This is a genomic window from Puniceibacterium sp. IMCC21224 (assembly GCF_001038505.1).
GTDB lineage: Bacteria > Pseudomonadota > Alphaproteobacteria > Rhodobacterales > Rhodobacteraceae > Puniceibacterium.
This window is the reverse complement of record NZ_LDPY01000001.1, coordinates 3,934,837-3,958,298: the sequence shown is the minus strand read 5'-3', so window position 1 is coordinate 3,958,298 and position 23,462 is coordinate 3,934,837. Positions and strand designations below refer to the sequence as shown.

At 60.8% G+C, this 23,462-nt stretch carries 24 protein-coding genes and 1 riboswitch; of the genes, 14 read left to right on the top strand and 10 right to left on the bottom strand.

The genetic code is table 11. The annotated features are described in order from the left end of the window. Window positions 1–8: 8 nt before the first annotated feature. The 6 genes from IMCC21224_RS18455 to IMCC21224_RS18430 all read left to right on the top strand — a co-directional run bounded on the left by IMCC21224_RS18455 (window position 9) and on the right by IMCC21224_RS18430 (window position 6,616). Window positions 9–947, top strand: coding sequence for a hemolysin family protein (locus IMCC21224_RS18455; RefSeq protein ID WP_047996598.1), 939 nt, complete (start codon window positions 9–11; stop codon window positions 945–947). Continuing rightward, window positions 940–2,433: an apolipoprotein N-acyltransferase gene (gene lnt, locus IMCC21224_RS18450; RefSeq protein WP_231582119.1), complete on the top strand. Its 1,494-nt coding sequence runs from the start codon at window positions 940–942 to the stop codon at window positions 2,431–2,433. Before IMCC21224_RS18455 ends, lnt begins: the two co-directional genes overlap by 8 nt. Window positions 2,434–2,473: 40 nt before the next feature. Then, window positions 2,474–2,521, top strand: a riboswitch (SAM-SAH riboswitch). A 7-nt stretch (window positions 2,522–2,528) separates the two neighbouring features. Then, window positions 2,529–3,710 (top strand): methionine adenosyltransferase, encoded by a 1,182-nt coding sequence (metK, locus tag IMCC21224_RS18445; protein ID WP_047996597.1) that lies wholly within the window; start codon window positions 2,529–2,531, stop codon window positions 3,708–3,710. A gap of 92 nt (window positions 3,711–3,802) precedes the next feature. Continuing rightward, entirely contained in the window at window positions 3,803–4,516 is a 714-nt protein-coding gene (trmB, locus tag IMCC21224_RS18440; RefSeq protein ID WP_047996596.1) for a tRNA (guanosine(46)-N7)-methyltransferase TrmB, read from the top strand. Window positions 4,517–4,620: 104 nt separating this feature from the next. Continuing rightward, window positions 4,621–5,973 (top strand): 3-phosphoshikimate 1-carboxyvinyltransferase, encoded by a 1,353-nt coding sequence (gene aroA / locus IMCC21224_RS18435; protein ID WP_047996595.1) that lies wholly within the window; start codon window positions 4,621–4,623, stop codon window positions 5,971–5,973. A gap of 28 nt (window positions 5,974–6,001) precedes the next feature. Then, window positions 6,002–6,616, top strand: coding sequence for a d(CMP) kinase (locus tag IMCC21224_RS18430; RefSeq protein ID WP_047997263.1), 615 nt, complete (start codon window positions 6,002–6,004; stop codon window positions 6,614–6,616). Window positions 6,617–6,690: 74 nt separating this feature from the next. Here the strand turns inward: IMCC21224_RS18430 and IMCC21224_RS18425 are convergent, their stop codons facing one another. Then, window positions 6,691–7,293, bottom strand: a complete 603-nt coding sequence (locus IMCC21224_RS18425) for a hypothetical protein (RefSeq protein WP_047996594.1) — start codon at window positions 7,291–7,293, stop codon at window positions 6,691–6,693. Between the two features lie 108 nt (window positions 7,294–7,401). Then, window positions 7,402–7,755 carry a hypothetical protein gene (locus IMCC21224_RS18420; protein ID WP_047996593.1) on the bottom strand — a complete coding sequence of 118 codons (354 nt, stop codon included), beginning with the start codon at window positions 7,753–7,755 and terminating at the stop codon, window positions 7,402–7,404. Between the two features lie 127 nt (window positions 7,756–7,882). Between IMCC21224_RS18420 and rpsA the strand changes: the two genes are divergently transcribed. From rpsA to IMCC21224_RS18400, 4 genes are all read left to right on the top strand, one after another. Next, the gene (gene rpsA / locus IMCC21224_RS18415; protein ID WP_255347997.1) at window positions 7,883–9,562 is read left to right on the top strand and encodes a 30S ribosomal protein S1; all 1,680 of its coding nucleotides are present in this window, start codon (window positions 7,883–7,885) and stop codon (window positions 9,560–9,562) included. 285 nt (window positions 9,563–9,847) lie between these two features. Then, window positions 9,848–10,129 (top strand): integration host factor subunit beta, encoded by a 282-nt coding sequence (gene ihfB / locus IMCC21224_RS18410; RefSeq protein WP_047996591.1) that lies wholly within the window; start codon window positions 9,848–9,850, stop codon window positions 10,127–10,129. Between the two features lie 4 nt (window positions 10,130–10,133). After that, window positions 10,134–10,484, top strand: a complete 351-nt coding sequence (locus IMCC21224_RS18405; RefSeq protein ID WP_047996590.1) for a lipopolysaccharide assembly protein LapA domain-containing protein — start codon at window positions 10,134–10,136, stop codon at window positions 10,482–10,484. Window positions 10,485–10,588: 104 nt separating this feature from the next. Next, entirely contained in the window at window positions 10,589–11,251 is a 663-nt protein-coding gene (locus IMCC21224_RS18400; protein ID WP_047996589.1) for a phosphoribosylanthranilate isomerase, read from the top strand. A 9-nt stretch (window positions 11,252–11,260) separates the two neighbouring features. Here IMCC21224_RS18400 and IMCC21224_RS18395 read toward each other — a convergent pair whose 3' ends face one another. After that, window positions 11,261–12,328: a quinone-dependent dihydroorotate dehydrogenase gene (locus IMCC21224_RS18395; protein ID WP_082135338.1), complete on the bottom strand. Its 1,068-nt coding sequence runs from the start codon at window positions 12,326–12,328 to the stop codon at window positions 11,261–11,263. Beyond that, window positions 12,328–12,666, bottom strand: a complete 339-nt coding sequence (locus IMCC21224_RS18390; RefSeq protein WP_047997262.1) for a DUF952 domain-containing protein — start codon at window positions 12,664–12,666, stop codon at window positions 12,328–12,330. The genes IMCC21224_RS18395 and IMCC21224_RS18390 overlap by 1 nt, the downstream gene beginning before the upstream one ends. 167 nt (window positions 12,667–12,833) lie before the next feature. Here IMCC21224_RS18390 and IMCC21224_RS18385 point away from each other — a divergent pair, with 167 nt between their 5' ends. Both IMCC21224_RS18385 and IMCC21224_RS18380 read left to right on the top strand, forming a co-directional pair. After that, the gene (locus tag IMCC21224_RS18385; RefSeq protein WP_047996587.1) at window positions 12,834–14,393 is read left to right on the top strand and encodes a bifunctional UDP-sugar hydrolase/5'-nucleotidase; all 1,560 of its coding nucleotides are present in this window, start codon (window positions 12,834–12,836) and stop codon (window positions 14,391–14,393) included. Window positions 14,394–14,544: 151 nt separating this feature from the next. Further along, the gene (locus tag IMCC21224_RS18380) at window positions 14,545–15,744 is read left to right on the top strand and encodes a bifunctional 2-polyprenyl-6-hydroxyphenol methylase/3-demethylubiquinol 3-O-methyltransferase UbiG (protein ID WP_047996586.1); all 1,200 of its coding nucleotides are present in this window, start codon (window positions 14,545–14,547) and stop codon (window positions 15,742–15,744) included. A gap of 98 nt (window positions 15,745–15,842) precedes the next feature. Here the strand turns inward: IMCC21224_RS18380 and IMCC21224_RS26665 are convergent, their stop codons facing one another. From IMCC21224_RS26665 to IMCC21224_RS18350, 6 genes are all read right to left on the bottom strand, one after another. Then, window positions 15,843–16,292, bottom strand: coding sequence for a hypothetical protein (locus IMCC21224_RS26665; RefSeq protein WP_053079038.1), 450 nt, complete (start codon window positions 16,290–16,292; stop codon window positions 15,843–15,845). A 225-nt stretch (window positions 16,293–16,517) separates the two neighbouring features. Further along, window positions 16,518–17,645, bottom strand: a complete 1,128-nt coding sequence (locus tag IMCC21224_RS18370) for a beta-ketoacyl-ACP synthase III (RefSeq protein WP_047996585.1) — start codon at window positions 17,643–17,645, stop codon at window positions 16,518–16,520. Between the two features lie 144 nt (window positions 17,646–17,789). Further along, the gene (locus IMCC21224_RS18365) at window positions 17,790–18,128 is read right to left on the bottom strand and encodes a tRNA-binding protein (protein ID WP_047996584.1); all 339 of its coding nucleotides are present in this window, start codon (window positions 18,126–18,128) and stop codon (window positions 17,790–17,792) included. After that, on the bottom strand, window positions 18,121–18,936 hold the full coding sequence (gene proC / locus IMCC21224_RS18360; RefSeq protein ID WP_047996583.1) for a pyrroline-5-carboxylate reductase: 816 nt from the start codon (window positions 18,934–18,936) through the stop codon (window positions 18,121–18,123). Before proC ends, IMCC21224_RS18365 begins: the two co-directional genes overlap by 8 nt. A 35-nt stretch (window positions 18,937–18,971) precedes the next feature. Beyond that, window positions 18,972–19,472, bottom strand: coding sequence for a YbjN domain-containing protein (locus tag IMCC21224_RS18355; RefSeq protein WP_047996582.1), 501 nt, complete (start codon window positions 19,470–19,472; stop codon window positions 18,972–18,974). Window positions 19,473–20,095: 623 nt separating this feature from the next. Continuing rightward, window positions 20,096–21,532 carry an ABC transporter substrate-binding protein gene (locus tag IMCC21224_RS18350; protein ID WP_231582151.1) on the bottom strand — a complete coding sequence of 479 codons (1,437 nt, stop codon included), beginning with the start codon at window positions 21,530–21,532 and terminating at the stop codon, window positions 20,096–20,098. Window positions 21,533–21,740: 208 nt separating this feature from the next. On the opposite strand from IMCC21224_RS18350, the gene panB reads away from it, so the two are divergent. Then, complete coding sequence (panB, locus tag IMCC21224_RS18345) at window positions 21,741–22,604, top strand: 3-methyl-2-oxobutanoate hydroxymethyltransferase (protein WP_047996580.1); 864 nt, start codon at window positions 21,741–21,743, stop codon at window positions 22,602–22,604. Continuing rightward, window positions 22,601–23,437, top strand: coding sequence for a pantoate--beta-alanine ligase (gene panC / locus IMCC21224_RS18340; protein ID WP_047996579.1), 837 nt, complete (start codon window positions 22,601–22,603; stop codon window positions 23,435–23,437). The genes panB and panC overlap by 4 nt, the downstream gene beginning before the upstream one ends. Window positions 23,438–23,462: the final 25 nt, after the last annotated feature.

Genomic DNA, 23,462 nt, shown 5'->3' with positions numbered 1-23,462 from the left:
AGGATAGGATGGACGAGAGCGACGGCTCGTCTAACGCAGCGCCTGGCGCGCGTGAGACAGAAGACGACACGAAAGCTCCGGGATTTTTCCGGCGCATCGTAGGGGTGCTGAGCCCAACGGATTCCACGGGATCAGAGACCAACGGATCGGCGTTCAGCCTGATGCCGCTGGCGACACATGGCATGATGAACTTGCGTCGGATGCGGGTCGAGGATGTGTCGATCCCCAAGGCCGAGATTGTGGCCGTGCCAGATACCATTACCAAAGATGAGCTGGTCAAGGTGTTCCGCACCACGGGCATGACCCGGCTGCCGGTCTATTCCGGTACGCTGGACACGCCGATCGGCATGGCGCATCTCAAGGATTTTGCGCTGATGCACGGGTTTAATGGCGGGAAGACGCCATTTGATCTGGCCAAGATGGCGCGACCGCTGCTGTTTGTGCCGCCGTCCATGCCTATCGGTGTATTGCTGACCAAGATGCAGACCGAACGCCGCCACATGGCGCTGGTGATCGACGAATACGGCGGTGTTGACGGGCTGGTCACGATTGAGGACCTGATTGAACAGGTCATCGGGGATATTGAGGACGAGCACGACACCGACGAGGGCGAATTCTGGAAGCAGGAAAAAGCGGGCTGCTATCTGGCGCAGGCCAAGACTCCGCTTGATGAATTCGAAGCTGAGATCGGTATGCAGCTGACCGATGATGATCAGATCGACGCCGAAGAGATCGACACGCTGGGCGGTCTGGTGTTTGTGCTGTCAGGGCACGTCCCGGCCCGTGGTGAGATGGTTCCGCATCCTTCGGGGGTGGAGTTCGAGGTGGTCGATGCCGATCCGCGCCGGATCAAACGGCTGCGTGTGCGGATGCCGGGCAGCCCCGGTACCGCAGCCGCGACTGCCACCGCCGCTGCCAAAGGAACGGTCGAGGCCGGGCGTGCCTGAGCCACGCAGCTGGCACTCTGCCTTGCGGCTGCCGCTGGCACTCGGCGGGGGGCTGATCTATGCACTGGGGCAGGCGCCGTTCGATCTGTGCTATGTGGCGATACTGGCGCTCATCTCAGTGTTCGCGCTGATCCGGGTATATCCCAAGAGCTGGATAAGCACCGGCTGGGCCTTTGGTCTGGGCTATTTCGGATTGTCGCTTGGCTGGATTGTCGAGCCGTTTCAGGTGGACGCGGCGGCGACCGGCTGGATGGCGCCGTTTGCGCTGATCGGGATCGCGGCGGGGCTGGCGCTGTTCTGGGCAATGGCCTTTTGGAGTGCGCAGCAGACCGGACGGTTCTGGCATCTGGTGCCATTCTGGGCGGCGGCGGAATTGCTGCGCGCCTATGTCTTGACCGGATTTCCCTGGGGCCATGTGGCCTATGTCTGGGCACCGTCACCGGCGATCCAGTGGGTTTCACTGATTGGTGCGCATGGATTGGGCCTGGCCACGCTGGCGCTGGCTGCGTTTGCGGGCCATGCCGTAGCTGGGCGTTTATGGTGGCAGGGGATTGTTGCGGTGCTGGCGGGGTTTGTCCTGTTGATCGGTGGTTTTCTATTGCAGCCGCCTGCGTGGGATGTGTCGGGGCGGCCCGTGGTGCGGCTGGTGCAACCCAACGCGCCGCAGACCGAAAAATGGGATCGCGACCGCGTCCCGATGTTTTTTGATCGTCAGGTCGACTACACAGCGGCTCCGCCAACGGCTGGCAAGGCCGCGCCTTCGCTGATTGTCTGGCCGGAAACTGCCCTGCCGATGCTGCTGGAGAACGCGGGTGACGCACTGTTCGTGATCAGTCAGGCCGCAGGTGATGTGCCTGTCGTGCTGGGCATTCAGCGCAGCGACGGCGATAATTATTACAATTCGCTGATCGTTACCACGCCGGATGGCAGTTTTGACCAGCTTTATGACAAACATCATCTGGTGCCGTTCGGGGAATACATGCCGGTCGCAGATCTGTTTGCGCGGTTTAATGTCCTTGGCCTCGCGTCGCGGGCTGAAGGGGGGTATTCCGCCGGCGATGGTCCCGGCAGGCTTGATCTTGGGGCTGTGGGCACGGCGCTGCCGCTGATCTGTTACGAGGCGGTGTTTGCTCAGGATGTCTACGCCGCCGGCTATCGTCCTGACCTGCTGTTGCAAATCACCAACGATGCCTGGTTTGGCAGCTGGTCCGGCCCGTATCAGCATCTGGCGCAGGCCCGGATTCGCGCGATTGAGCAGGGCCTGCCGCTGGTACGCGCCGCCAATACCGGTGTCTCGGCGGTGATCGACGGCGGCGGGCGGGTCTTGGCGAGTCTGCCGCTGAACGAGGCGGGATATCTCGACTGGGGGTTGCCCGCGCCGGAACCGGCCACGATCTATAGCCGGACCGGGGATTTGCCGGTCTTTCTACTGTTGTTCCTGTTGATCGGTGGGGCACTGCTGACCCGGCGCAGGGATTCCGATTGATCCCGCCTCTGCGGGCGCGTAAGTCCTTCGGGACAAGAAAAATTCGTCACAACGGCTTCCTGACGTGGCGACAAACAATACCGGAGCACTCCCCCATGTCACGCAAGAACTACACGTTTACGTCCGAGTCCGTCTCGGAAGGGCACCCCGACAAGGTTTGCGACCGCATTTCGGATGCGATCCTTGATGCCTTTCTGGCTGAGGATCCGCTGGCGCGTGTCGCCTGCGAAACCTTTGCCACAACAGATCGCGTTGTCGTAGGCGGAGAAGTTGGTCTGACGGATCAGGACAAACTCGCCGAGTACATGGAGGCGGTGCCGGATATCGTGCGCGCCTGTATCAAAGACATCGGGTACGAGCAGGACAAGTTCCACCACGCGACGTGCGAGATCACCAACCTGTTGCACGAACAGTCGGCGCATATCGCCCAAGGGGTCACCGGCGGCGGCAACCGGGACGAAGGTGCCGGCGACCAGGGTATCATGTTTGGCTATGCCACCAACGAGACAGAGGCGCTGATGCCTGCGCCGATCCAGTATTCCCACGCGATTCTGCGCCGCCTGGCCGAAGTACGCAAATCCGGCGCAGAGCCGCTGTTGCGCCCAGATGCCAAATCGCAGCTTTCGGTGCGGTATGTGGACGGCAAGCCGGTTGGCGTCTCTTCGATCGTGCTGTCGACCCAGCATGCCGATTCAAGCCAGTCGAGCGATGATATCCGTGCCATCGTCGAACCCTATTTTCACGAAGTTCTGCCCGACGGCTGGATCACCGCCGACACCGAATGGTGGGTCAACCCCACGGGCACCTTTGTCATCGGTGGACCGGACGGCGACGCCGGCCTGACCGGGCGCAAGATCATCGTTGATACGTATGGCGGTGCGGCCCCGCACGGCGGTGGCGCGTTCTCGGGCAAAGATCCGACCAAGGTGGATCGCTCGGCGGCCTATGCCGCGCGCTATCTGGCCAAGAACGTCGTAGCGGCGGGCATGGCGGAACGCTGCACCATTCAGCTGAGCTATGCCATCGGCGTGGCGCGTCCGCTGTCGATTTATGCCGACACGCACGGCACAGGCGCAGTCGATCCGGCGCAGATCGAACGCGCCATTCCCAAGGTGATGGATCTGACGCCGCGCGGTATTCGCACCCATCTGGACATGAACAAGCCGATTTATGCCCGCACTGCCGCCTATGGCCATTTCGGGCGCGCGCCCGAGGCCGATGGCGGTTTCTCGTGGGAGCGTACCGATCTGGCCGAGGCGCTGAAAAACGCGATCTAGAGCGCAGGTCTCCACGGCAGTCTGATGCGCGCGGCGCTGCCGCCACGGGTCGGGCGTTGCGCCGAACCCAAGGGGCGGTTAAACGCACCGGCATGACGCAGGACACACACTCATCAGGCGCGCCGTGGCGCAATTTCTATGGACGCTTCAAGGGCAAGACCCTGCGGCCCAGTCAGGAAATCTATCTTGACGAGGATCTGGAGGCGCTGTCGCCGGGTCCCATCGGTTGGGAGGAAAACCCCGGGCGGGCGCCGCTGGATCTGACGCCAGTCTTTGACGGCGCGCCGGTCTGGCTCGAGATCGGGTTTGGCGGGGGCGAACATCTGGTGCATCAGGCGCAGTCCAACCCGCAGGTCGGTCTGATCGGATGCGAGCCGTTTATCAATGGCGTGGCGATGCTGTTGGGCAAGGTGCGCAAGGCCGAGGTACAGAATCTGCGACTCTATCCCGGCGATGTGCGCAACCTTTTTGACGTGCTGCCGGATGGGACCATCGACAAGGCGTTTTTGTTGTATCCTGATCCCTGGCCCAAAAAACGTCACCATCGGCGGCGGTTTGTGACGGAGGAATTCCTGGATCCGTTGCATCGGGTTTTGAAGCCGGGGGCAGAATTCCGCGTGGCAACGGATATTCCAGACTACGTTCGCCAGACCTTGCTAGAGGTGCCAAAGGCCGGGTTTGAGTGGCTTGCCGAGGGGCCACAGGACTGGCGCGACCCCTGGAAGGACTGGATTCCGACGCGATACGAGAAAAAGGCGCTGCGCGAAGACCGGGTGCCGCACTACCTAACGTTCCGCCGGGTCTGATCGCGGGTCCTGCGCGTTGAGCGACCGCTGCGTCGGCAAAGTCGGCAATGGACGCTGTCGGGGCGGGTTGCTATCACGCAGTGGAATTCACAGAGGAACACGCAATGTCCGCACATGGCACACCCATTCCGATGACCGCCGAACGTTCTGGCCCGCTGAAGGGGCAGGCGCATGTGCCGGGGGACAAGTCGATCTCGCACCGCAGTCTGATTCTGGGTGCGATGGCTGTGGGTGAAACCAGAGTAAGCGGCCTGCTCGAAGGGCAGGATGTACTGGACACGGCGACTGCGATGCGCGCCTTTGGTGCTGAGGTCACAGATCACGGCGCGGGAGTCTGGACCGTGAACGGCGTTGGTGTTGGCGGCTTTTCAGAGCCGGGGAATGTGATCGACTGCGGCAATTCAGGCACGGGTGTCCGATTGCTCATGGGGGCGATGGCGACCTCGCCGATTGTTGCGACCTTTACCGGCGACACCAGTCTGAACAAACGACCGATGGCGCGGGTCACGGATCCGCTGGCGCTGTTTGGCACGCAGGCTTTTGGTCGCTCGGGCGGTCGTTTGCCGATGACCATTCTGGGCGCGACCGATCCGGTGCCGGTTCGCTACACCGTGCCCGTTCCCTCGGCTCAGGTGAAATCGGCAGTGCTGCTGGCTGGCCTGAATGCCCCCGGCGAGACGGTCGTGATCGAGCGCGAAGCGACGCGCGACCATTCCGAGCGGATGCTGGCTGGCTTTGGCGCAGAGATCTCGACCGAAGTCACCGACGAAGGCCGGGTTATCACCCTCAAAGGTCGTCCCGAGCTGAAACCGCAGACCATTGTCGTGCCGCGTGATCCCAGTTCGGCAGCGTTTCCGGTCTGCGCGGCGCTGATCGTCGAAGGCTCGGACGTTCTGGTGCCGAATATCGGGCTGAATCCGACGCGTGCGGGGCTGTTCACCACCTTGCAGGAGATGGGCGCCGATCTGGTGTTCGAAAATCTGCGCGAAGAAGGAGGCGAGCCAGTGGCCGATCTGCGCGCCCGGTTCTCGCCCGATCTCAAAGGGATTGAGGTACCGCCCGACCGTGCCGCCAGCATGATCGACGAATACCCGGTCCTGTCGGTTGTGGCGGCGAATGCGCAGGGGCGCACCGTGATGCGCGGCGTCAAAGAATTGCGGGTCAAGGAATCCGACCGCATCGACGCCATGGCCAGCGGCCTGCGGCTGAACGGTGTCACGGTCGAGGATGGTCCGGACTGGTGGATCGTCGAGGGGCGGGGCCAGGGCGAAGTGCCGGGCGGCGCGCAGGTTCAGAGCCATCTGGATCACCGCATTGCGATGTCGTTCCTGATCCTTGGTATGGCCAGTAAACGCCCCGTCAGTGTCGATGATGGCAGTCCGATTGCCACCTCCTTTCCGATCTTCGAGCCGCTGATGGAGGCGCTGGGCGCGCACATAAAACGCGACGAGGCCTGAACCGGAGGCCTGAACTGGAGGGATGAATATGGCGTTCACAATTGCAGTCGACGGCCCGGCAGCTGCGGGCAAGGGCACGATCAGCCGGGCCGTGGCGGCGCATTTCGGCTTTGCGCACCTGGACACGGGGCTGCTCTATCGCGCGGTCGGGCGGCGGACTTTGGACGGGATCAAAGCGATAGACGCGGCGACTGTCCTGGTCGCCGAGGATCTTTTGGCCGATGATTTGCGCAGTCCCGAAGTGGCGCAGGCAGCATCAAAGGTGGCGGTCCTACCGGAAGTGCGCGCCGCATTGGTGGATTTCCAGCGCGCGTTTGCCCGCCGGTCCGGCGGTGCAGTGCTGGACGGACGCGACATCGGCACCGTGATCTGCCCCGAGGCCGAGGCCAAGTTGTTCATCACCGCGAGCGCCGAAGTGCGTGCGCAGCGCCGCTTTGCCGAACTGGTCGCCGATGGGGTGCGCACCGATTTCGACCGAGTGCTGTCGGATGTGTGGGAACGTGATGCGCGCGACATGGGTCGCGCCGACGCGCCGTTGCGTCCGGCAGAGGATGCGGTGCGGATCGATACATCGCAGATCGACATCGACGCGGCTGTGGCGCAGGCCATAGACGCCGTCAACCGGGCGCACCGATCCGACTGAATTCTCTGATTGCGTATTTGCCGACGGTAAGGCGGGTTCCGACGGTTCGTAATCGTCGGAACCCCTGACCAAGGTCAGTTGCGCTTGTGTGCGTTATGCACCGCATACCCGATGCCTCGCATGATACCAGACGCGTTTGACGGAAGCTTGATTGAAGCGTCCGCTATGGCAGCCCTCTCTCCGGAAAGGTCATCCCGGTTGAAATGAGAGGACAGGATCAACACAGTCAAAAGAGGATTCCTCTTGCGCAGCCTGATCAGTTTGGGGAGTGCCCTGTCGACATATCCCAACGCGTCCAGATCAACGGCGAAAACCGTCTTGTGCCCTGTTCCCTGACTTGCCGCACTAAACGCCAGCGACTTGGAGCGATACATATCATACGCACGGAATTCGCTGCCGATTCTGTCAAAAATCGACCCCAATCCCAAGTTCTTGCCGTGCAGCAGAATCAGGTCCATGTGCGACATGGTTCCAGACTCATTTTGGATTCGATCGTCCATTTTCTTGTCGAACGTATCGAAAAGCTGGTCGGACACATTTATCCCGTCCAGCCCGCCGCGCAGCGGAATGTGCGCATCCGGGTTGCGCCAAGCATTCGCGACCCGGTAGTTTGAAGTTTGTTGAAACTCGTCAAAAGAAAACTGGCTGAATGGAAGGTTCCTTTGCAACCGTGACATTTTCATGATTCCTCGCGTCGAGCCCCCGACCCAGTCATCACAACCTAAGGTTAACAGTTCCACCTTGGGTTGCAAGGTGATGGTTGTGCATGATAGGCAAGCTTTCGCTTAGGTTGAGCGATCTGAGCGAAAATTTGCTAAGTATTTACGAGTGGTTACGGAATAAAATTTTATTGATATTCTGTTTTTGGGCAAATAGACGCCGCTTGGCGTCAATTCGTGGAGCGAAAGAACATCACTCACCTCGCGGCGTACCCTGCAGGATGTCAGCCAAGGCGACCCGTGCACCGCAAAGCGCGCCTGGGTCGGGCGATGGATGTCGATCCCACGGCCCATTTTGCCAATTGCAAGAGCAGTCCACCACATTGCTTCCTTGCCATGATCCGCCTCAAGCGCTATAGCGCCCCCGTCGACAAGGCGAATAATGCCGCAGAACCAGAAGAACAGGCGGGGTTGGAACATCACCGGCCCCTTTCGTGTTTTGTGATCGCTACGACACATCCCATCCGCCCCAGGCGGAGCCAATCAAGACCGGCGGAGACAACCGCATGGCCAGTAAACAGACGTAAAGATAGGAAAACACAAACGTATGTGCGCTAAAGCATCAATGGAGGATTTCGAAGCCCTCCTTAACGAAAGCTTCGAAATGGACACCCCCGATGAGGGATCGGTTGTCAAAGGCAAGGTCATCGCCATCGAAGCGGGACAAGCCATCATCGACGTCGGCTACAAGATGGAAGGCCGTGTCGAGCTCAAGGAATTTGCGAATCCCGGCGAACAGCCCGACATTTCCGTCGGCGATACCGTCGAAGTGTTTCTGCGTCAGGTCGAAAACTCGCGCGGTGAAGCTGTCATTTCGCGTGAAATGGCCCGCCGCGAAGAAGCTTGGGATCGTCTCGAAAAGGCTTATGCCGACGACGCGCGCGTCGAAGGTGCGATCTTTGGTCGGGTCAAGGGCGGCTTTACCGTCGATCTGGGGGGCGCTGTTGCGTTCCTGCCGGGCTCGCAGGTTGATGTGCGCCCCGTGCGCGATGCAGGCCCGCTCATGGGTCTCAAGCAGCCGTTCCAGATCCTCAAAATGGACCGTCGCCGTGGCAACATCGTTGTATCGCGTCGCGCGATCCTCGAAGAATCCCGTGCTGAGCAGCGTGCCGAAGTTATCGGCAATCTGACCGAAGGTCAGGCTGTTGACGGCGTTGTCAAGAACATCACCGAGTACGGCGCATTTGTCGACCTTGGCGGCGTAGACGGCCTGCTGCACGTGACCGACATGGCGTGGCGCCGTGTGAACCACCCGTCCGAGATCCTGTCGATCGGCGAGACGGTCAAGGTTCAGGTCATCAAGATCAACAAAGAGACGCACCGTATCTCCCTTGGCATGAAGCAGCTTCAGGAAGATCCGTGGGACATGGTTGCCGGCAAGTACCCGCTGGAATCGTCGCACACTGGTCGCGTCACCAACATCACCGATTACGGTGCATTTGTTGAGCTTGAGCCCGGTGTCGAAGGTCTGGTTCACGTTTCGGAAATGTCCTGGACCAAAAAGAACGTGCACCCGGGCAAGATCGTGTCCACCTCGCAAGAGGTTGAGGTCATGGTTCTGGAAATCGACCAGGCCAAGCGCCGCGTTTCACTGGGTCTCAAGCAGACCATGCGCAACCCATGGGAAGTGTTTGCAGAAACACACCCCGAGGGCAAAGAGGTCGAGGGCGAGGTCAAGAACATCACCGAATTCGGTCTGTTCATCGGTCTCGAAGGCGAAATCGACGGCATGGTGCACTTGTCCGACCTCAGCTGGGACGAGCGCGGCGAAGAGGCGATCCAGAACTATCGCAAAGGCGATGTGGTTCAGGCCGTTGTCTCGGAAGTCGACATTGAGAAAGAGCGTATCTCGCTCTCGATCAAGGCACTGGGTGGCGACAAGTTCTCCGAAGCGGTTGGCGGCGTAAAGCGCGGCTCGATCGTGACGGTTGAAGTCACCGCGATCGAAGATGGTGGCATCGAGGTCGAGTACGAGGGCATGAAGTCCTTTATTCGCCGCAGCGACCTGTCGCGTGATCGTGCCGAGCAGCGCCCCGAGCGGTTCTCGGTTGGCAACAAGGTCGATGTGCGCGTGACCAATGTTGACGCGAAGACCCGCCGTCTGGGTCTGTCGGTCAAGGCGCGCGAAATCGCCGAAGAGAAAGAAGCCGTCGAGCAATTCGGATCGTCCGATTCGGGTGCGTCGCTGGGCGACATTCTTGGTGCGGCGCTCAAACGCGACGAGTGATCCGGCAAATACACATTAAATAAGCAGAGGCCCCGGCGGAAATGCCGGGGCTTTTTGCGTTTTAAAACCGAATCGCCGCAGTGCGGAAGATCAGCGAGTAGACGCCCCGCAAGCCGATTCAGATGCGCAATTGCGCGCCGATTGCGGCACATTACAGTGGACGTCGCGCAAAGCGCTTGCAATTAATGGGTTTTCCTGCGTGGATCAGGTTTCTGTTTTGAGGATATCAACGTATAGTCTGGGCATAAGAAATGGCCCGAAGGGCGCTGAGGGGGATGCGAGACCATGATTAGGTCTGAATTGATCCAGAAGATTTCTGACGACAATCCGCATTTATACCAGCGGGATGTAGAGCGGATCGTAAACACGATCTTTGACGAGATTACGGATGCCATGTCACGTGGCGACCGGGTGGAGTTGCGCGGTTTTGGCGCCTTTTCCGTCAAGAAGCGTGATGCCAGGGTGGGACGAAATCCGCGCACCGGGGAATCGGTCGAAGTTGAGGAAAAGCATGTGCCATTCTTCAAGACCGGAAAACTGCTGCGCGACAGACTGAACGGAAAATAAACTGATGCGTTACATCCGCTATGCCTTTTTGGCGGCCCTTGCGATTGTGCTGATCTCGGTTGCGCTGGCCAACCGGGAGCTTGTCACGCTAAAGCTGCTGCCGGGGGACTTGTCGGTCCTGCTGGGTATGCAGGAGACGATCCAGCTGCCGATGTTCTTGGTGATCTTTGGCGGCATCGTTGCGGGTCTTCTGATCGGCTTTGTCTGGGAATGGCTGCGCGAGCACAAGCACCGCGCCGAAGCCAGCCGCCGCCAGTCCGAGGTCAAGCAACTCGAACGAGAATTGCGCCGGGTTAAAGGCCAGCGGGACAAGGACAAGGACGAGGTTCTTGCCCTGCTGGACGAGGCAGGCTGAGGCGTCGGACTGACGTAACGCCCGAGTGGTTCCTTGGGTTGCCTGTCTTTGCTCGCGACCCGCACGACCGGACGTTTGTCGCAGATGATGGAACAGAGGCCCTCATGGCTGATATACGTGTGAAAATCTGTGGGCTGCGGCAGCCGTCCGATGTGACGGCGGTTGCGCAAGCCGGGGCGGCTTATGCAGGGTTTGTATTCTTTCCGAAATCGCCGCGCCACGTGACCATGGTTCAGGCGCGTGAACTCGCCATATTGGCGCCAGTGGGATTAGCCAAGGTCGCGTTGGTGGTCGATGCAGATGATGCCCTGCTGGACGAGATTGTCGCCCAGGTGCCTCTGGACCTGTTGCAACTGCATGGACGCGAAACCCCGGAGCGGGTGGTGGCGATCAAGGCGCGCTATGGTTTACCTGTGATGAAAGCCGTGGGGATTGCCGCATCCGAAGACCTGCCTGCGCTGGACATCTATGGCAAAGTCGCCGACCAGTTGTTGGTCGATGCGCGGCCACCAAAAGGCGCAGAATTGCCCGGCGGCAATGGGCTGGCGTTTGACTGGCGGCTGATCGCGGGGCGGCGCTGGCCTGTGCCGTGGATGCTGGCCGGGGGATTGACGCCTGCCAATGTGGCCAAGGCGATTTCGCTGACCGGCGCGCGACAGGTCGATGTCTCATCTGGCGTGGAAACCGCGCCGGGGGTCAAGGACGCTGGGCTGTTCCGCGATTTTGTTGCCGCCGCACGCATTGAACTGGCTGTGCCGAAGCTCTGATCCGATGGGTCAGAGCCAGCTTTCGCGGTCGGTTCCCACGGCTTCAGCCACCGTTTCAAACCCGTCGCGCGCCAGCAGATCGTCCAGCCCCCGCGCGATCTTTGGCACCAGCGACAGACCTGAATAAATCAGCGCAGTGTATAGCTGCACAGCCGAAGCCCCGGCACGAATTTTGGCATAGGCCTGTTCCGCGGATCCTACGCCGCCAACGCCGATCAGTGGCATCTGGCCCTTGGTCAGCAACGACAGCCGCGCCAGCACCCGTGTCGAGCGGTCAAACAGCGGCTGACCGGACAACCCACCCGGTTCAGCCGCATGCGCCGAGCGCAGGCCAGAACGATCCAGCGTGGTGTTGGTGGCGATGATGCCCGATATGCCCGAGCCCATGGCAACATCGGCAATATCCTTGAGCGCGCCAAGCTCCATGTCCGGCGCGATCTTGAGAAAGATTGGCAGCGGCCCGCTCTGATTATCACGCGACACTCCGTCGCGCGCGGTCATCACACCGTCGAGCAGACCGGCCAGCGCCGCCTTGCCCTGAAGATCGCGCAGACGTTCGGTATTGGGCGAGCTGACATTTACCGTCGCAAAGTCGAGCCATTGACCGCAATGCGCCAGCACACGGGCAAAATCGCCGGCCCGGTCGGCGCTGTCCTTGTTCGCACCAAGGTTGAGGCCGATCACTGCATCTTTCGGGCGCATGGCGAGGTGCGTGGCCATCGCCTGCATCCCGTTGTTGTTAAAACCAAAGCGGTTGATCACTGCGCGGTCTTTGCCCAGACGATACAGCCTTGGTCGTTGATTGCCGGGCTGCGGGCGCGGCGTTGTGGCCCCTGCCTCGACGAATCCGAAGCCAGCACGGCTGAGCGGTGCCAGCACGACGGCGTTCTTGTCAAAGCCGGCGGCAAGGCCGATGGGGTTGGCCAGCGACAAGCCGCCCAGTTCTGTGCGCAGCCGCGCCGAGGTCACAAGTCCCGGCAGCGGCACCAGCCCGGTTTGCAGTGCCCGCAGCGCAAGGCCATGCGCGATTTCCGGATTGATCCGGTGCAATACCGCGAGGCCTGCGCGCTCAACGATCACAGCGTCACACCGTCGAATTGGTGTTGTCCGTCCTGAAGCGGTAGGTCCCGTACCCAGACCACATCCGCCACCCGCAACTTTCGGTAGAGATGAGGGAACAGCGCGCCGCCGCGCGACACCTCCCATTTCAGGTCATCGCCCAGCGCGTCGGCGTCGATGGCGAGCAGTTTCAGCCCACCCACTCCGGCGAAATGTTTGGCAGCGGTCACGGCGACCTGATCACCGGTCGAGAAATGCACATAGCCGTCAGCAAGATCGACAGGCGCGCCAGCCGTCTCACCAGCGGCGACAAGGGCATCATATTCGGCGGCACGGAATAATTTGTAGATCAGGATCATAGCCATCGTCTTGCCGTGTGGGATGGCGCGCGTCAAGCGGTCAGGCGGCAACATCGCACGACTGCTTTCCTTGGCGTCGCCGCGATGGGCATTGCATAGGCTTTGACTCCCTTCGCGCTGCGTTGCAACATCCCGCCAGAGTGACCCCACAGAGAGGAAATCCAATGTCTTTTCGTCTTATGACCAGCGCCGCGGTGCTGGCACTAAGCGCTGGTGCCGCCAGCGCCGACTATTCGCTGACGATTCTGCACACCAATGATTTTCATGCCCGGTTTGAGCCGATCAGCAAATACGATTCGGGTTGTTCGGCCGAGGACAACACTGCTGGCGAATGCTTTGGCGGGTCGGCGCGCTTGGTGACGGCGATCGAGGCGGCGCGGGCGCGGTCGAACAATTCGATCCTTGTCGACGGCGGTGATCAGTTTCAGGGCACGCTGTTTTATACCTATTACAAGGGCAAGCTTGCCGCCGAAATGATGAACAAGATGGGCTATACGGCGATGACCGTGGGCAACCACGAATTCGACGACGGCCCAGAGGTGCTGCGCGGCTTTATGGATGCGCTGGATTTCCCGATCCTGATGTCCAATGCTGATGTGTCGGGCGAGGAAATGCTGGCTGGCAAGCTGATGAAATCGACCGTGATCGAACAGGGCGGCGAAAAGATCGGCTTTATTGGCCTGACGCCGCAGGACACCGATGAACTGGCCAGCCCCGGCCCGAACGTGACCTTTTCCGATCCCGTGGTTGCCGTGCAGGGTGAGGTCGATAAGATGACCGCCGAGGGCGTGAACAAGATCATCGTGCTGTCGCACTCCGGCCTGAAAGTGGATGAACGCGTCGCTGCTGAAACAACCGGCGTCGATGTGATCGTCGGCGGGCATGACAATTCGCTGCTGTCCAATACCATCGAAGGTGCCAAGGGTCCGTATCCTGTCATGGTCGGCGACACCGCGATTGTGCAGGCCTATGCCTATGGCAAATTCCTGGGCGAACTGAATGTGACCTTTGACGACGACGGTGTGATCACCGAGGCCGTCGGAGAGCCGATTGTACTAGACGGAGGCGTTGCCGAGGATGAAGGCACCGTCGCCCGCATAACCGAAGCTGCCGCGCCGCTGGAAGAAATCCGCAACAAAGTGGTCGCCGAATCCGCCGAAGCGATTGTCGGTGACCGGGATGTCTGTCGTGCGATGGAATGTTCGATGGGCAACCTCGTGGCGGATGCGATGCTGGCACGGGTTGCCGATCAGGGCATCCAGATCGCCATCGCCAACTCGGGTGGTCTGCGGGCGTCGATTGACGCCGGTGAGGTCACGATGGGCGAAGTGCTGACGGTGCTGCCGTTCCAGAACACGCTGTCGACATTCTTTGTTAGTGGTCAGATCGTGATCGACGCACTGGAAAACGGTGCTAGTCAGATCGAAGAAGGCGCCGGCCGTTTTGTGCAGGTGGCAGGCATTACGCTGACGATTGATCCGGCAGCCGAGCCGGGCAGCCGCGTATCCGATGTCATGGTGGCTGGTGCGCCGATTGACCTCGGGGCGACTTACGGACTGGTGTCGAACAACTATGTCCGCAATGGTGGTGACGGTTTCAAGATGTTCGTAGACGCCACGGACGCCTATGATTTCGGTCCGGACCTTGCCGATGTCACCGCAGAATATCTGGCGGAAAATGCACCGTACACGCCCTACACCGATGGCCGCATCACGCTGAAATAACCGGCCTTAGGGCCCTAATGACCAGGCGCATCCTGCGAGGGGTGCGCCCGGTTGCGGTTTGCCCTGCCGCGGCATCGCTTGGCTTCCTGCGCTGCCCGTGCCAGTTTGTTTGCGGTAAAACTCAGCGGATGCAGCAGGGCGGGCAAGGCGGATGGTCACGGTTCAGGAACAATACGAAGCCTACCCCTATCCCGAACGCGATCCGGCGGACGAAGCCAAGCGGCTGATCACCGGCTCGCCGTCGCACCCGCTTGAAATCGACCATTTCCTGTTTCAGGGACGCCGCGACTGGTCGAAACCGTTGCGCGCACTGGTAGCGGGGGGCGGAACCGGCGATGGTTTGGTCCAGCTCGCGCAAGTGTTGACGAGCGCCGGACGCCCGTATGAGATCACCTACCTTGACCTGTCCAAAGCCTCGCGTGCGATCGCCGAGGCGCGGGCGAAGGCACGCGGATTACACGGCATCACCTTTGTCACTGGCAGCCTGCTCGATGCGCCGGACCATGGGCAGTTCGACTATATCGATTGCTGCGGCGTGCTGCATCACCTGCCAGATCCCGCGGCAGGTTTTGCGGCGCTACGGGCGGCCCTGGCACCGGGGGGCGGACTGGGGTTTATGGTCTATGCGCCTTATGGTCGTTCGGGTGTCTATCCGCTGCAAGAAGCCTTTGGCACATTGTTGGGCGATCTGCCCCCGGCCGAACGTCTGGCCCGCGCCCGCAAGATCGTGGCTGATCTGCCCGAAAGCCATCCGTTCCGCGCCAACAAAAACCTCACGGATCATCAGCAGAGCGATGCCGGGTTTTATGATCTGTTGCTGCACAGTCAGGACCGGGCCTATGACGTTATCGGGCTCAACACGGTTCTGCAGGACAGCGGCTGGCAGTTGTTGTCTTTTGCGACGCCCGCGCTTTACGATCTGGCGCGCTATGCGCCGGTGCCCAAAGGGATGCCGCCACTGACCGCAAGGGCACTGGCGGAAAAGCTGAACGGAACGATCAAGATGCATGTGGCCTATGCGGTGCCAAGAGGCGATACTCGCAAAGTGGCGGGCGGTGCCGACCGCGCGCTGATCCCGCATCTGCGCGGCGTGGCCCCTCAGGCGTTGGCGCAGGCCGTGGCGCGGGGCAAAGCTCTGCCGTTGTCGCTCGGTGGATTAAAGACGCGGCTGACCTTGCCAACGGCATCCGCCCCAGTGCTGGCGCAGATCGACGGACGGCGTTCACTTGCGCAAATTGCCACCGCAATCCGGTTGGACCCGATCAGCTTTGGCGCAACCTGGGGGCGGCTCGGGGCAGAGCTGGCCGACTGGGGTGTCCTGCTGTATTCTGCGCTGGACGGCACGCGCTGACGGTGTCGAGCTGGCTCCGTGACCCCGCAGCAGGGGCCACTGAACAACCAGACATGCGCCGATGTGGGTGCCGTGGAAAGCCGCTAGGCAGGGCGTGATTAGTTCGTCGGGGTCGGGATATCGCCACCCACCGTTTCAGAATCGGTATTTGTGGGTTTGCCATCTGAGCCCAGATCGACGGGTGCCGGATTGACATAGTCAATTAGACCAGAGGCCGCGTCGACCACTTCCGAATTGGTGCTAACAGTCAGGAGACCGCCGAGGTCAAGAAGGCGGTTGTCATAAGCAGACTGCATCCCGTCAACCACTTCCAGCACGAAGGAGCCATTCGTTGCCAAAAGCCCGGTGGTCCAGGTGCTGTCAGTTGCGGTCGCCGCCATGGGGATTGGGTCTTGGTTGACAAATCGCACAGTATCGCCAGGAAGGACGTAGACGGTCGAAGGGAAATAGCCTTCTCCCAGCATGACGACATAATGTTCCTCAGCGTGCAGCGGTGCCGTAAGACTGGCGAGGACCAGAACGGAATAAAGACCGGTTTTGCGCAGCATGACATGCTCCTTGGTTTTAGTCGACGGCCCCACCCGTGTCGGTTAGTTGGGAGATAGCCTCCGATTCTGGCAAAATTGCGGCGCATTTTACGTGATGTGGGCGCTACGGTGTCACGCACAGATGCCTGTGCTCCGGGGGCGCGGCGTTGCCCGTTGGGGTCCGCGTGCGCTAGGACTGACAGGGCAGCGATATATGAGCCACAGCGTCGGCCCTATTTCCGAAAGCTATGGGACACCGCGTTCGAGCAGCACGGAACCGACAGAATAGCCTGCGCCAAAGGAACAGATCAGCCCCAGATCACCGGGCGTGAGGTCGCGGGAGTGTTTGGCAAAGGCGATGATCGACCCGGCGGACGACGTATTGGCATAATCCTGCAAGATGTTGGGTTGCTCACCCGGCTCCGGCTCGCGTCCCAGCACCTTGCGCCCGATGAAATCGTTCATCGTCTTGTTGGCCTGATGCAGCCAAAGCCGACGCAGGTCATCTGCCGTGATATTTTCATCCTGAAGGTGGGCGACGATATGCGCCGACACCATCGGTAAAACCTCTTTGAACACCTTGCGACCATTCTGCATGAACTGCATGTCGCGCCGGTCTGCGGTTCCGTCTGGTCGCGTGCGCCGCAAAAAGCCGTTGTTGTTGCGGATGTTGTTCGAGAACTGCGTGGCGCAACGGGTCGAACGGACAATGAAATGCGCGCCGCTTGCATCCTCGGCCCGCTCGATCACCAAAGCTGTGCAGACGTCACCAAAAATGAAATGGCAGTCGCGGTCGCGCCATTCCAGATGGCCCGAGCAGATCTCGGGGTTGACCACCAGCGCGCAGCGCACCGATCCCGCGCGGATCATGTCAGCCGCCGCCTGTATGCCGAATGTGGCCGAGGAGCAGGCCACATTCATGTCAAAGGCAAAACCGCCCGCCCCCAGCGATTGCTGGATCTCGATTGCAATGGCGGGGTAGGCGCGCTCGTGGTTGGATGCGGCGCAGATCACCAAATCGACGTCGGGCCCGGCGCGCCCGGCCTCTGCCAGCGCCTTGGTGCAGGCATCCAGCGCCATTTCTGCCATGATTCCGGGCTCGTCATCCGAGCGTTGCCGCAGACGGGGATACATTCTGTCAGGGTCAAGGATACCGTCCTTGTCCATCACATACCGCTGTTCGATGCCGCTTGCACTTACGATGAAATCGGCACTCGACGGCCCGATCTCGGTCACGTCCCCCGCCGTAATTTCTGCCGCATGTTCCGCATTAAACCGATCCGCATAGGCGTTGAACGCCACCACAAGTTCATCATTGGTGATGGTGAGTTCGGGCGTAAACACACCGCTTCCGGTAATCGCTGGCTGAAACATGCTGTACTCCTTAACTGCGCCCGACCTCACCTCACGCTGCCTGTGGGGTCAAGTGGAACGCTGCGCAATCGGGACTGTGACGCCCTGCCTTCTTCTCTTTCTAAATACGCAAAAAGAACGTTCGCGACCCGCACCGCCGTCCGGTCAGTGCATCCGGCCGCCCAGCGGCACACCCTTGTCTGGCGCCAGCAGCACAATCGCACCATCTGCGTCCGCCACCCCCAGAACAAGCACCTCTGACATAAACGGCCCGATCTGGCGCGGCGGGAAATTCACTACTGCCATCACCAGCCGCCCGACCAGCGTTTCGGGTGTATAATGGACAGTGACCTGAGCGCTGGTTTTTTTCTCACCCAACTCAGGGCCAAAATCGATCCACATCTTGATTGCGGGTTTGCGTGCCTCTGGAAAGGGTTCGGCGCGCGTCACGCGCCCGGCGCGAATATCGACCGCTAAAAAATCATCAAATGAGATTTCAGCCACGGGCCAGCGCCCTCGACCGATCTGCCGCCGCTTCGACAGTTGCCCGCATCAAAGGTGGCAAACCGGAATCCGCGTCCATCAAAACCTCTAGTCCAGCCTGCGTTGTGCCATTGGGACTGGTCACGTTGACGCGCAACTGGCCGGGATCTTCACCGCTTTGCATCGCCAGCGCCCCAGCGCCCGCCACAGTCGCCCGCGCCAGTTGCAAGGCCAGCGTCGGGGCCAGCCCCTGGGCCACCCCCGCGGCAGCAAGGCATTCGATCATGTGAAACACATAGGCCGGACCCGAGCCGCTGACGCCGGTCACAGCGTCCATCTGGCTTTCATCGTCAAGACGTACAACTTCGCCCACCGCGCCCAGCAATACCTCGGCTTGCAGCATCGCGTCATCGTTCACATGCGCGTTGCCGATGATCGCTGTGATGCCCTGACCGACGGCGGCGGGCGTATTGGGCATCGCGCGGATGATAGGAGTACCCGCGCCCAGCAATGTTTCGAAACTTGCGATGGTGATGCCCGCTGCCACCGACAGGAACACGGCGCCGCCCCCGCCTAGAGCACGAAGTGCGGGAAGAGCATCCGACATCATCTGCGGCTTGACTGCCACCAATACGACCGCGGGCGAAGCAGGCAGTTCCTGGTTGAGGTGTACCCCCTGCGCCCGGACCCAATCCGAGGGGTGCGGATCCTGCACCCAGACCGATCCTGCGGGCAGCCCACGTGCCAGCCAACCCGCCAGCATAGCCGATCCCATCTTGCCGCATCCCAGCAGGACAAGCCCGCGTCGTGCCAGTTCAGTATCTTGCATCGAAATTTCCCCCGCCTGTGTAACGGGGAACAGGACTACGCGCGACCGTAGGCTTCTGCAATGGCGACCTGCAGCGCTTGGACCGGGGTCTGTTCGCTCCAGACCATCAGTTGGAATGCCGGGTAGTAGCGTTCGGCGCTCAGCACCGCAGCGGTGATCAGCGTGTCGATCTGCTCGGGGCTTGCCACCTGACCGCCTGTCAGAACCAGACCATAACGGTACACCATCAGCTTTTGCGCGGCCCAGTACGAAAACGCCCCGGCCCAGCACTGATCGTTGACGGCATTGAGGCCTTCGTAAAGCGCGGGCAGGCGATCCTCTGGCGGCTCCATTTCAAAGGTGCAGATCATCCGCAGAGTTTCGTCATAGCTGGACCAGGCTAGGGTGATGGAATATGTGCGCCACTGACCTTCAACGGCCATGGCAATCTGGTCATCCCCGACGCGGTCAAAGTCCCATTCGTTGTGCTCGGCCAGATGCTCGACGATGTCGATGGGATGAACCTCGTCTTCCAGGTACTGCTCTGATATCGCCATGGCGCCACCTCGTTTGTTGTGTAGCGTTGGGGGTTGGCACCGCCCCAATCGCTAGGTGCCTGCTCTAGGGTGCGGGGAAGGCCCCGCGACCCTTACCATATATGGTGGCAGTCCAGGCCGTGACCTGTAAAGCGATTTTTTTGTGAATGCCGCAATAAGTTGTGGATGAAACGAAGGTATGCCCAACATCCGGCCTGAATGTGGATAAGCGGTAGGTATTCTGCCGGGTGAGCCGCAATATAGCGTGACAGGCAAACCCTCACAGTTCGACACGGATATTTTCGGCAGGCTTGTTTTCAGTCTCTTAGTTGCAGGATCTCTCGATCCGGTTGCGGTTGTCGGACCATGATCCGACCTCTCGAACTGCGGGACGATTCGGGCCCAAGCCCGGTGGAGCACCCAGTGCCCGTTCCAAAGCGCGGACAGGTGGCCCCCGTCAGCGTCGGCGTGTCGACCCACCTGCATTTGGCCTGCGCGCCGCGACAACTACTGGACTAGGTCGTTCAAGTGAGGCGTAATGGCGCGCGGCCCGCAGGTCTAGGAATTGTACCCTAGGTCCCAGACCGAACGTCGCGCGACAAACCCACAGACCCAGAGGTGGTAAATCAGCTGAAAACCGGCTGCTACTCTGACCAGCTCACGCCGGTCAGGTCCGTCGCCTGGGTCGGCTGATTCAGCCACAGACCGCGCAGACGCGCGTCGGCGACCGTGGGATAGGCCAGCTGAAACAGATAGGCGTTGACGTAATCTTTGGCGATGATCTCTTGGGCCTGCGTCATCAGACCCGAGCGTTCCGCGGGATCGGTTGTCGCGGTAAGGGTCTGCATCAGCTGTTGAAATGTCGGATTGTTGTACTGAAAGTAATATTCGGGCCGGGCGTAGATGTTGATATCGGCGGGTTCGGTGTGGCTGATGATGGTTAGGCCAAAGTCTTTGCCGCGAAACACTTCCTCAAGCCACTGCGCCCATTCCAGATTGGTGATCTCTGTGGTGATCCCAACCTCGGCCAGTTGTGCGGCGATAATTTCGCCTCCGCGCCGGGCATAAGACGGCGGCGGCAATTTCAGCGTTGTGCTGAAGCCTTCGGCCAGTCCGGCATCGGCCAGCAGGGTGCGGGCCAGATCAGGGGCGAATTGCGAGATTCCGGTCAGATCAACGTAGTCAGGGTTGTGCGGCGCAAAATGGGTGCCAATCGGGGTGCCTAGGCCAAACATCGCACCGTCGATGATTGCCTGACGGTCGATCGCATGGGCCACCGCCTCGCGGACCAGGACGTTGTCAAACGGCGGCTCAGCGTTGTTCATCGCCAAAATCGTCTCGCCCTCGGTCGACCCGATAAGGACCTGAAACCGGGGATCCGCTTCGAATTGTGGCAGGTTCTCGGGGGCGGGAAAGCCGACAAAGGCGTCGATATCCTGTGCCATCATCGCGGCAAACGCGGCGGTTGGGTCGGAAATGAACTTGAACGTGGCGTTGGTCAGCGCGGGTTTGGCCCCCCAGTAACCGGGGTAGGCCACCAGGTCGATCCTGTCCCCCTGCACCCAGTTTGCGAATTTAAAGGCACCTGTGCCGATCGGCGCGGTCTTGATATCGGTAATCGATTCCGGGGCGACAATGACGGCATCCCCCCAGGCCATATTGAACAGAAACGCGCCATTCGGCTGGCTAAGTGTGACCTGAACGGTCAGCGGGTCGATCACGACAACATCCGCGATATCAGAAAATAGCGCCTTTTGCGCGTTGACACTGTCGTCGGCGCGGGCGCGATCCAGGCTGAATTTGACGTCTTCGCCGTCCATCGTAGAACCGTCATGAAAGGTGACGCCATCCTGCAGGGAAAACGTATAAGTCAGCCCGTCGTCGCTGATTGTCCAGTTTGCGGCGAGGCCGGGAATGACCGCGCCATCTGGCGCAAAGCGGGTCAGCCCCTCGAACACGTTGGAATAGACCACAGAATCAATAGCCCCGGCCGCAGCAGATGTCGGATCCAGGTGCGGCGGCTCAAGCTGTACGGCGATGGTAAGGTCGGTCTGCTGCGCCTGCGCCGCAAATGCTGTCATCAGACAGGCAACGGCGACGGGTCCAAAGATCCGGTGATTCATATGAGGTCTCCTGAAAGAGGGGCGTGGCGGCGAATAGGCGCAACTGTCGGATGGAATCGCCCAGGTCGCAAGCCTCAGTGGCATCTTGCACCGAGCGAAACACTGGTAGCCGACTTAAGGAATTGCTAGGAGCATCACGCATCAAGCCTGTGAGGAGGCCCCAGACATGAGCGCAACAGCCCGCAAATCTGCGCCGCTGCCAGACGACATTCGCGCCCGCAAGGGCGGCACGCCGATTGTATCGCTGACCGCCTACACCACGCCGATGGCCGAACTGATGGACGGGATCTGCGATTTTGTCCTGGTGGGTGATTCCGTCGGGATGGTGCTGCACGGTCTGCAGTCGACCCTTGGCGTGACGATGGAAATGATGATCTTGCACGGGCAGGCGGTGCGGCGCGGTCTCAAGGCGTCGATGCTGGTCATGGACATGCCCTTCGGATCTTACGAGGAAAGCCCGCAACAGGCCTGTCGCAATGCCGCGCGGATCATGGCGGAAACCGCAGCAGGGGCGGTCAAGCTTGAGGGGGGGGTCGCCATGGCCGACACGATTGCCTTTCTCGTGGCACGGGGCATTCCGGTGATGGCCCATATCGGGCTCACGCCGCAGTCGATCAACACGCTGGGCGGCTACCGCGTGCAGGGGCGCGGCGCCGAGGCCGAGGCACTGCTGGCCGATGCGCGGGCAGTGACACAGGCCGGTGCCTTTGCCGTTGTGCTTGAGAAGGTGCCGGAAACGCTGGCAAACCGGATTACCTCCGAAGTGACAATCCCGACGATCGGTATTGGCGCATCAAGTGGCTGCGACGGGCAGATCCTTGTGGTGGACGACATGCTGGGGCTTTTTACCGCGTTCAAGCCCAAGTTCGTCAAACGCTATGCGCATCTAGGTGAAGCGGCTCGCGCCGCAATCCAGGACTACGCCAATGAGGTGCATGATCGCCGTTTTCCCGGCCCTGAGCATGTGTTCGCGGACAAGGCACCGGTGAAAACAGGACCGGCAAAAACGACGCCGGAGCAAACAGCGTGATCCTGCGCACGTTGGCGGACCTGCGCGCGCAGGTCGCAGCCTGGAAACGCGCGGGCGAATCTGTGGGCGTCGTTCCGACCATGGGCGCGCTGCATCAGGGACACCTGTCGCTCGTAAGCGCCGCCAAGCAAGCCTGTGATCGGGTGATTGTGACCATCTTCGTGAATCCCAGGCAGTTTAATTCGCCCGAGGATCTGGCGAATTATCCTCGTACGGAAATCGAAGATGCGCGCAAACTCGCCCCCCTCGCAGTCGATGTGGTCTATGTGCCCGACGGCGCGCAGATGTATCCCGAGGGATTTGCGACTACGGTCTCTGTAGGTGGGCTGACAGATGTGCTCTGTGGCGCGAACAGACCCGGGCATTTCGACGGGGTAGCGACGGTGGTGACCAAACTCTTCACCCAGACACAGGCGGATCGCGCCTATTTTGGCGAAAAGGATTACCAGCAGGTGCAGGTGGTCACGCGACTGGCGCGCGACCTGGATCTGCCGATCGCGGTGGTGGCCTGCCCGACGATCCGCGAAGAGGACGGGTTGGCAATGTCGTCGCGCAACCTGTTGCTGTCTGACCGCGCCCGTGTCTACGCGCCAGAACTGCATCGCGCGATGAAGGAACTGGCGCAAGGGCTGATTGCGGGCAAAGATCCCACCCTGCTGCATATGCAAGCCAAGGCGCGTTTGGACCGGGCGGGATTCACCAAGGTGGAATATCTTGACCTGCGGGCCTGCGACGACCTCAGCCTTCTGGAGACTCCTGACCGTCCCGCGCGGCTCTTGGCTGCGGCCTGGTTGGCCGGGGTGCGTCTGATCGACAACATTGCAGTCGGGTAACGACACAACAACGGGCGTGGCGTGA

Bases quoted from the DNA above. Each gene is read 5' to 3' on its own strand.
- IMCC21224_RS18455 (WP_047996598.1), top strand. From the start codon at position 9: ATGGACGAGAGCGACGGCTCGTCTAACGCAGCGCCTGGCGCGCGTGAG.
- metK (WP_047996597.1), top strand. From the start codon at position 2,529: ATGTCACGCAAGAACTACACGTTTACGTCCGAGTCCGTCTCGGAAGGG.
- trmB (WP_047996596.1), top strand. From the start codon at position 3,803: ATGACGCAGGACACACACTCATCAGGCGCGCCGTGGCGCAATTTCTAT.
- aroA (WP_047996595.1), top strand. From the start codon at position 4,621: ATGTCCGCACATGGCACACCCATTCCGATGACCGCCGAACGTTCTGGC.
- IMCC21224_RS18430 (WP_047997263.1), top strand. From the start codon at position 6,002: ATGGCGTTCACAATTGCAGTCGACGGCCCGGCAGCTGCGGGCAAGGGC.
- IMCC21224_RS18425 (WP_047996594.1), bottom strand. From the start codon at position 7,293: ATGTCACGGTTGCAAAGGAACCTTCCATTCAGCCAGTTTTCTTTTGAC.
- IMCC21224_RS18420 (WP_047996593.1), bottom strand. From the start codon at position 7,755: ATGTTCCAACCCCGCCTGTTCTTCTGGTTCTGCGGCATTATTCGCCTT.
- rpsA (WP_255347997.1), top strand. From the start codon at position 7,883: ATGTGCGCTAAAGCATCAATGGAGGATTTCGAAGCCCTCCTTAACGAA.
- ihfB (WP_047996591.1), top strand. From the start codon at position 9,848: ATGATTAGGTCTGAATTGATCCAGAAGATTTCTGACGACAATCCGCAT.
- IMCC21224_RS18405 (WP_047996590.1), top strand. From the start codon at position 10,134: ATGCGTTACATCCGCTATGCCTTTTTGGCGGCCCTTGCGATTGTGCTG.
- IMCC21224_RS18400 (WP_047996589.1), top strand. From the start codon at position 10,589: ATGGCTGATATACGTGTGAAAATCTGTGGGCTGCGGCAGCCGTCCGAT.
- IMCC21224_RS18385 (WP_047996587.1), top strand. From the start codon at position 12,834: ATGTCTTTTCGTCTTATGACCAGCGCCGCGGTGCTGGCACTAAGCGCT.
- IMCC21224_RS18380 (WP_047996586.1), top strand. From the start codon at position 14,545: ATGGTCACGGTTCAGGAACAATACGAAGCCTACCCCTATCCCGAACGC.
- IMCC21224_RS26665 (WP_053079038.1), bottom strand. From the start codon at position 16,292: ATGCTGCGCAAAACCGGTCTTTATTCCGTTCTGGTCCTCGCCAGTCTT.
- IMCC21224_RS18370 (WP_047996585.1), bottom strand. From the start codon at position 17,645: ATGTTTCAGCCAGCGATTACCGGAAGCGGTGTGTTTACGCCCGAACTC.
- proC (WP_047996583.1), bottom strand. From the start codon at position 18,936: ATGCAAGATACTGAACTGGCACGACGCGGGCTTGTCCTGCTGGGATGC.
- IMCC21224_RS18355 (WP_047996582.1), bottom strand. From the start codon at position 19,472: ATGGCGATATCAGAGCAGTACCTGGAAGACGAGGTTCATCCCATCGAC.
- IMCC21224_RS18350 (WP_231582151.1), bottom strand. From the start codon at position 21,532: ATGACAGCATTTGCGGCGCAGGCGCAGCAGACCGACCTTACCATCGCC.
- panB (WP_047996580.1), top strand. From the start codon at position 21,741: ATGAGCGCAACAGCCCGCAAATCTGCGCCGCTGCCAGACGACATTCGC.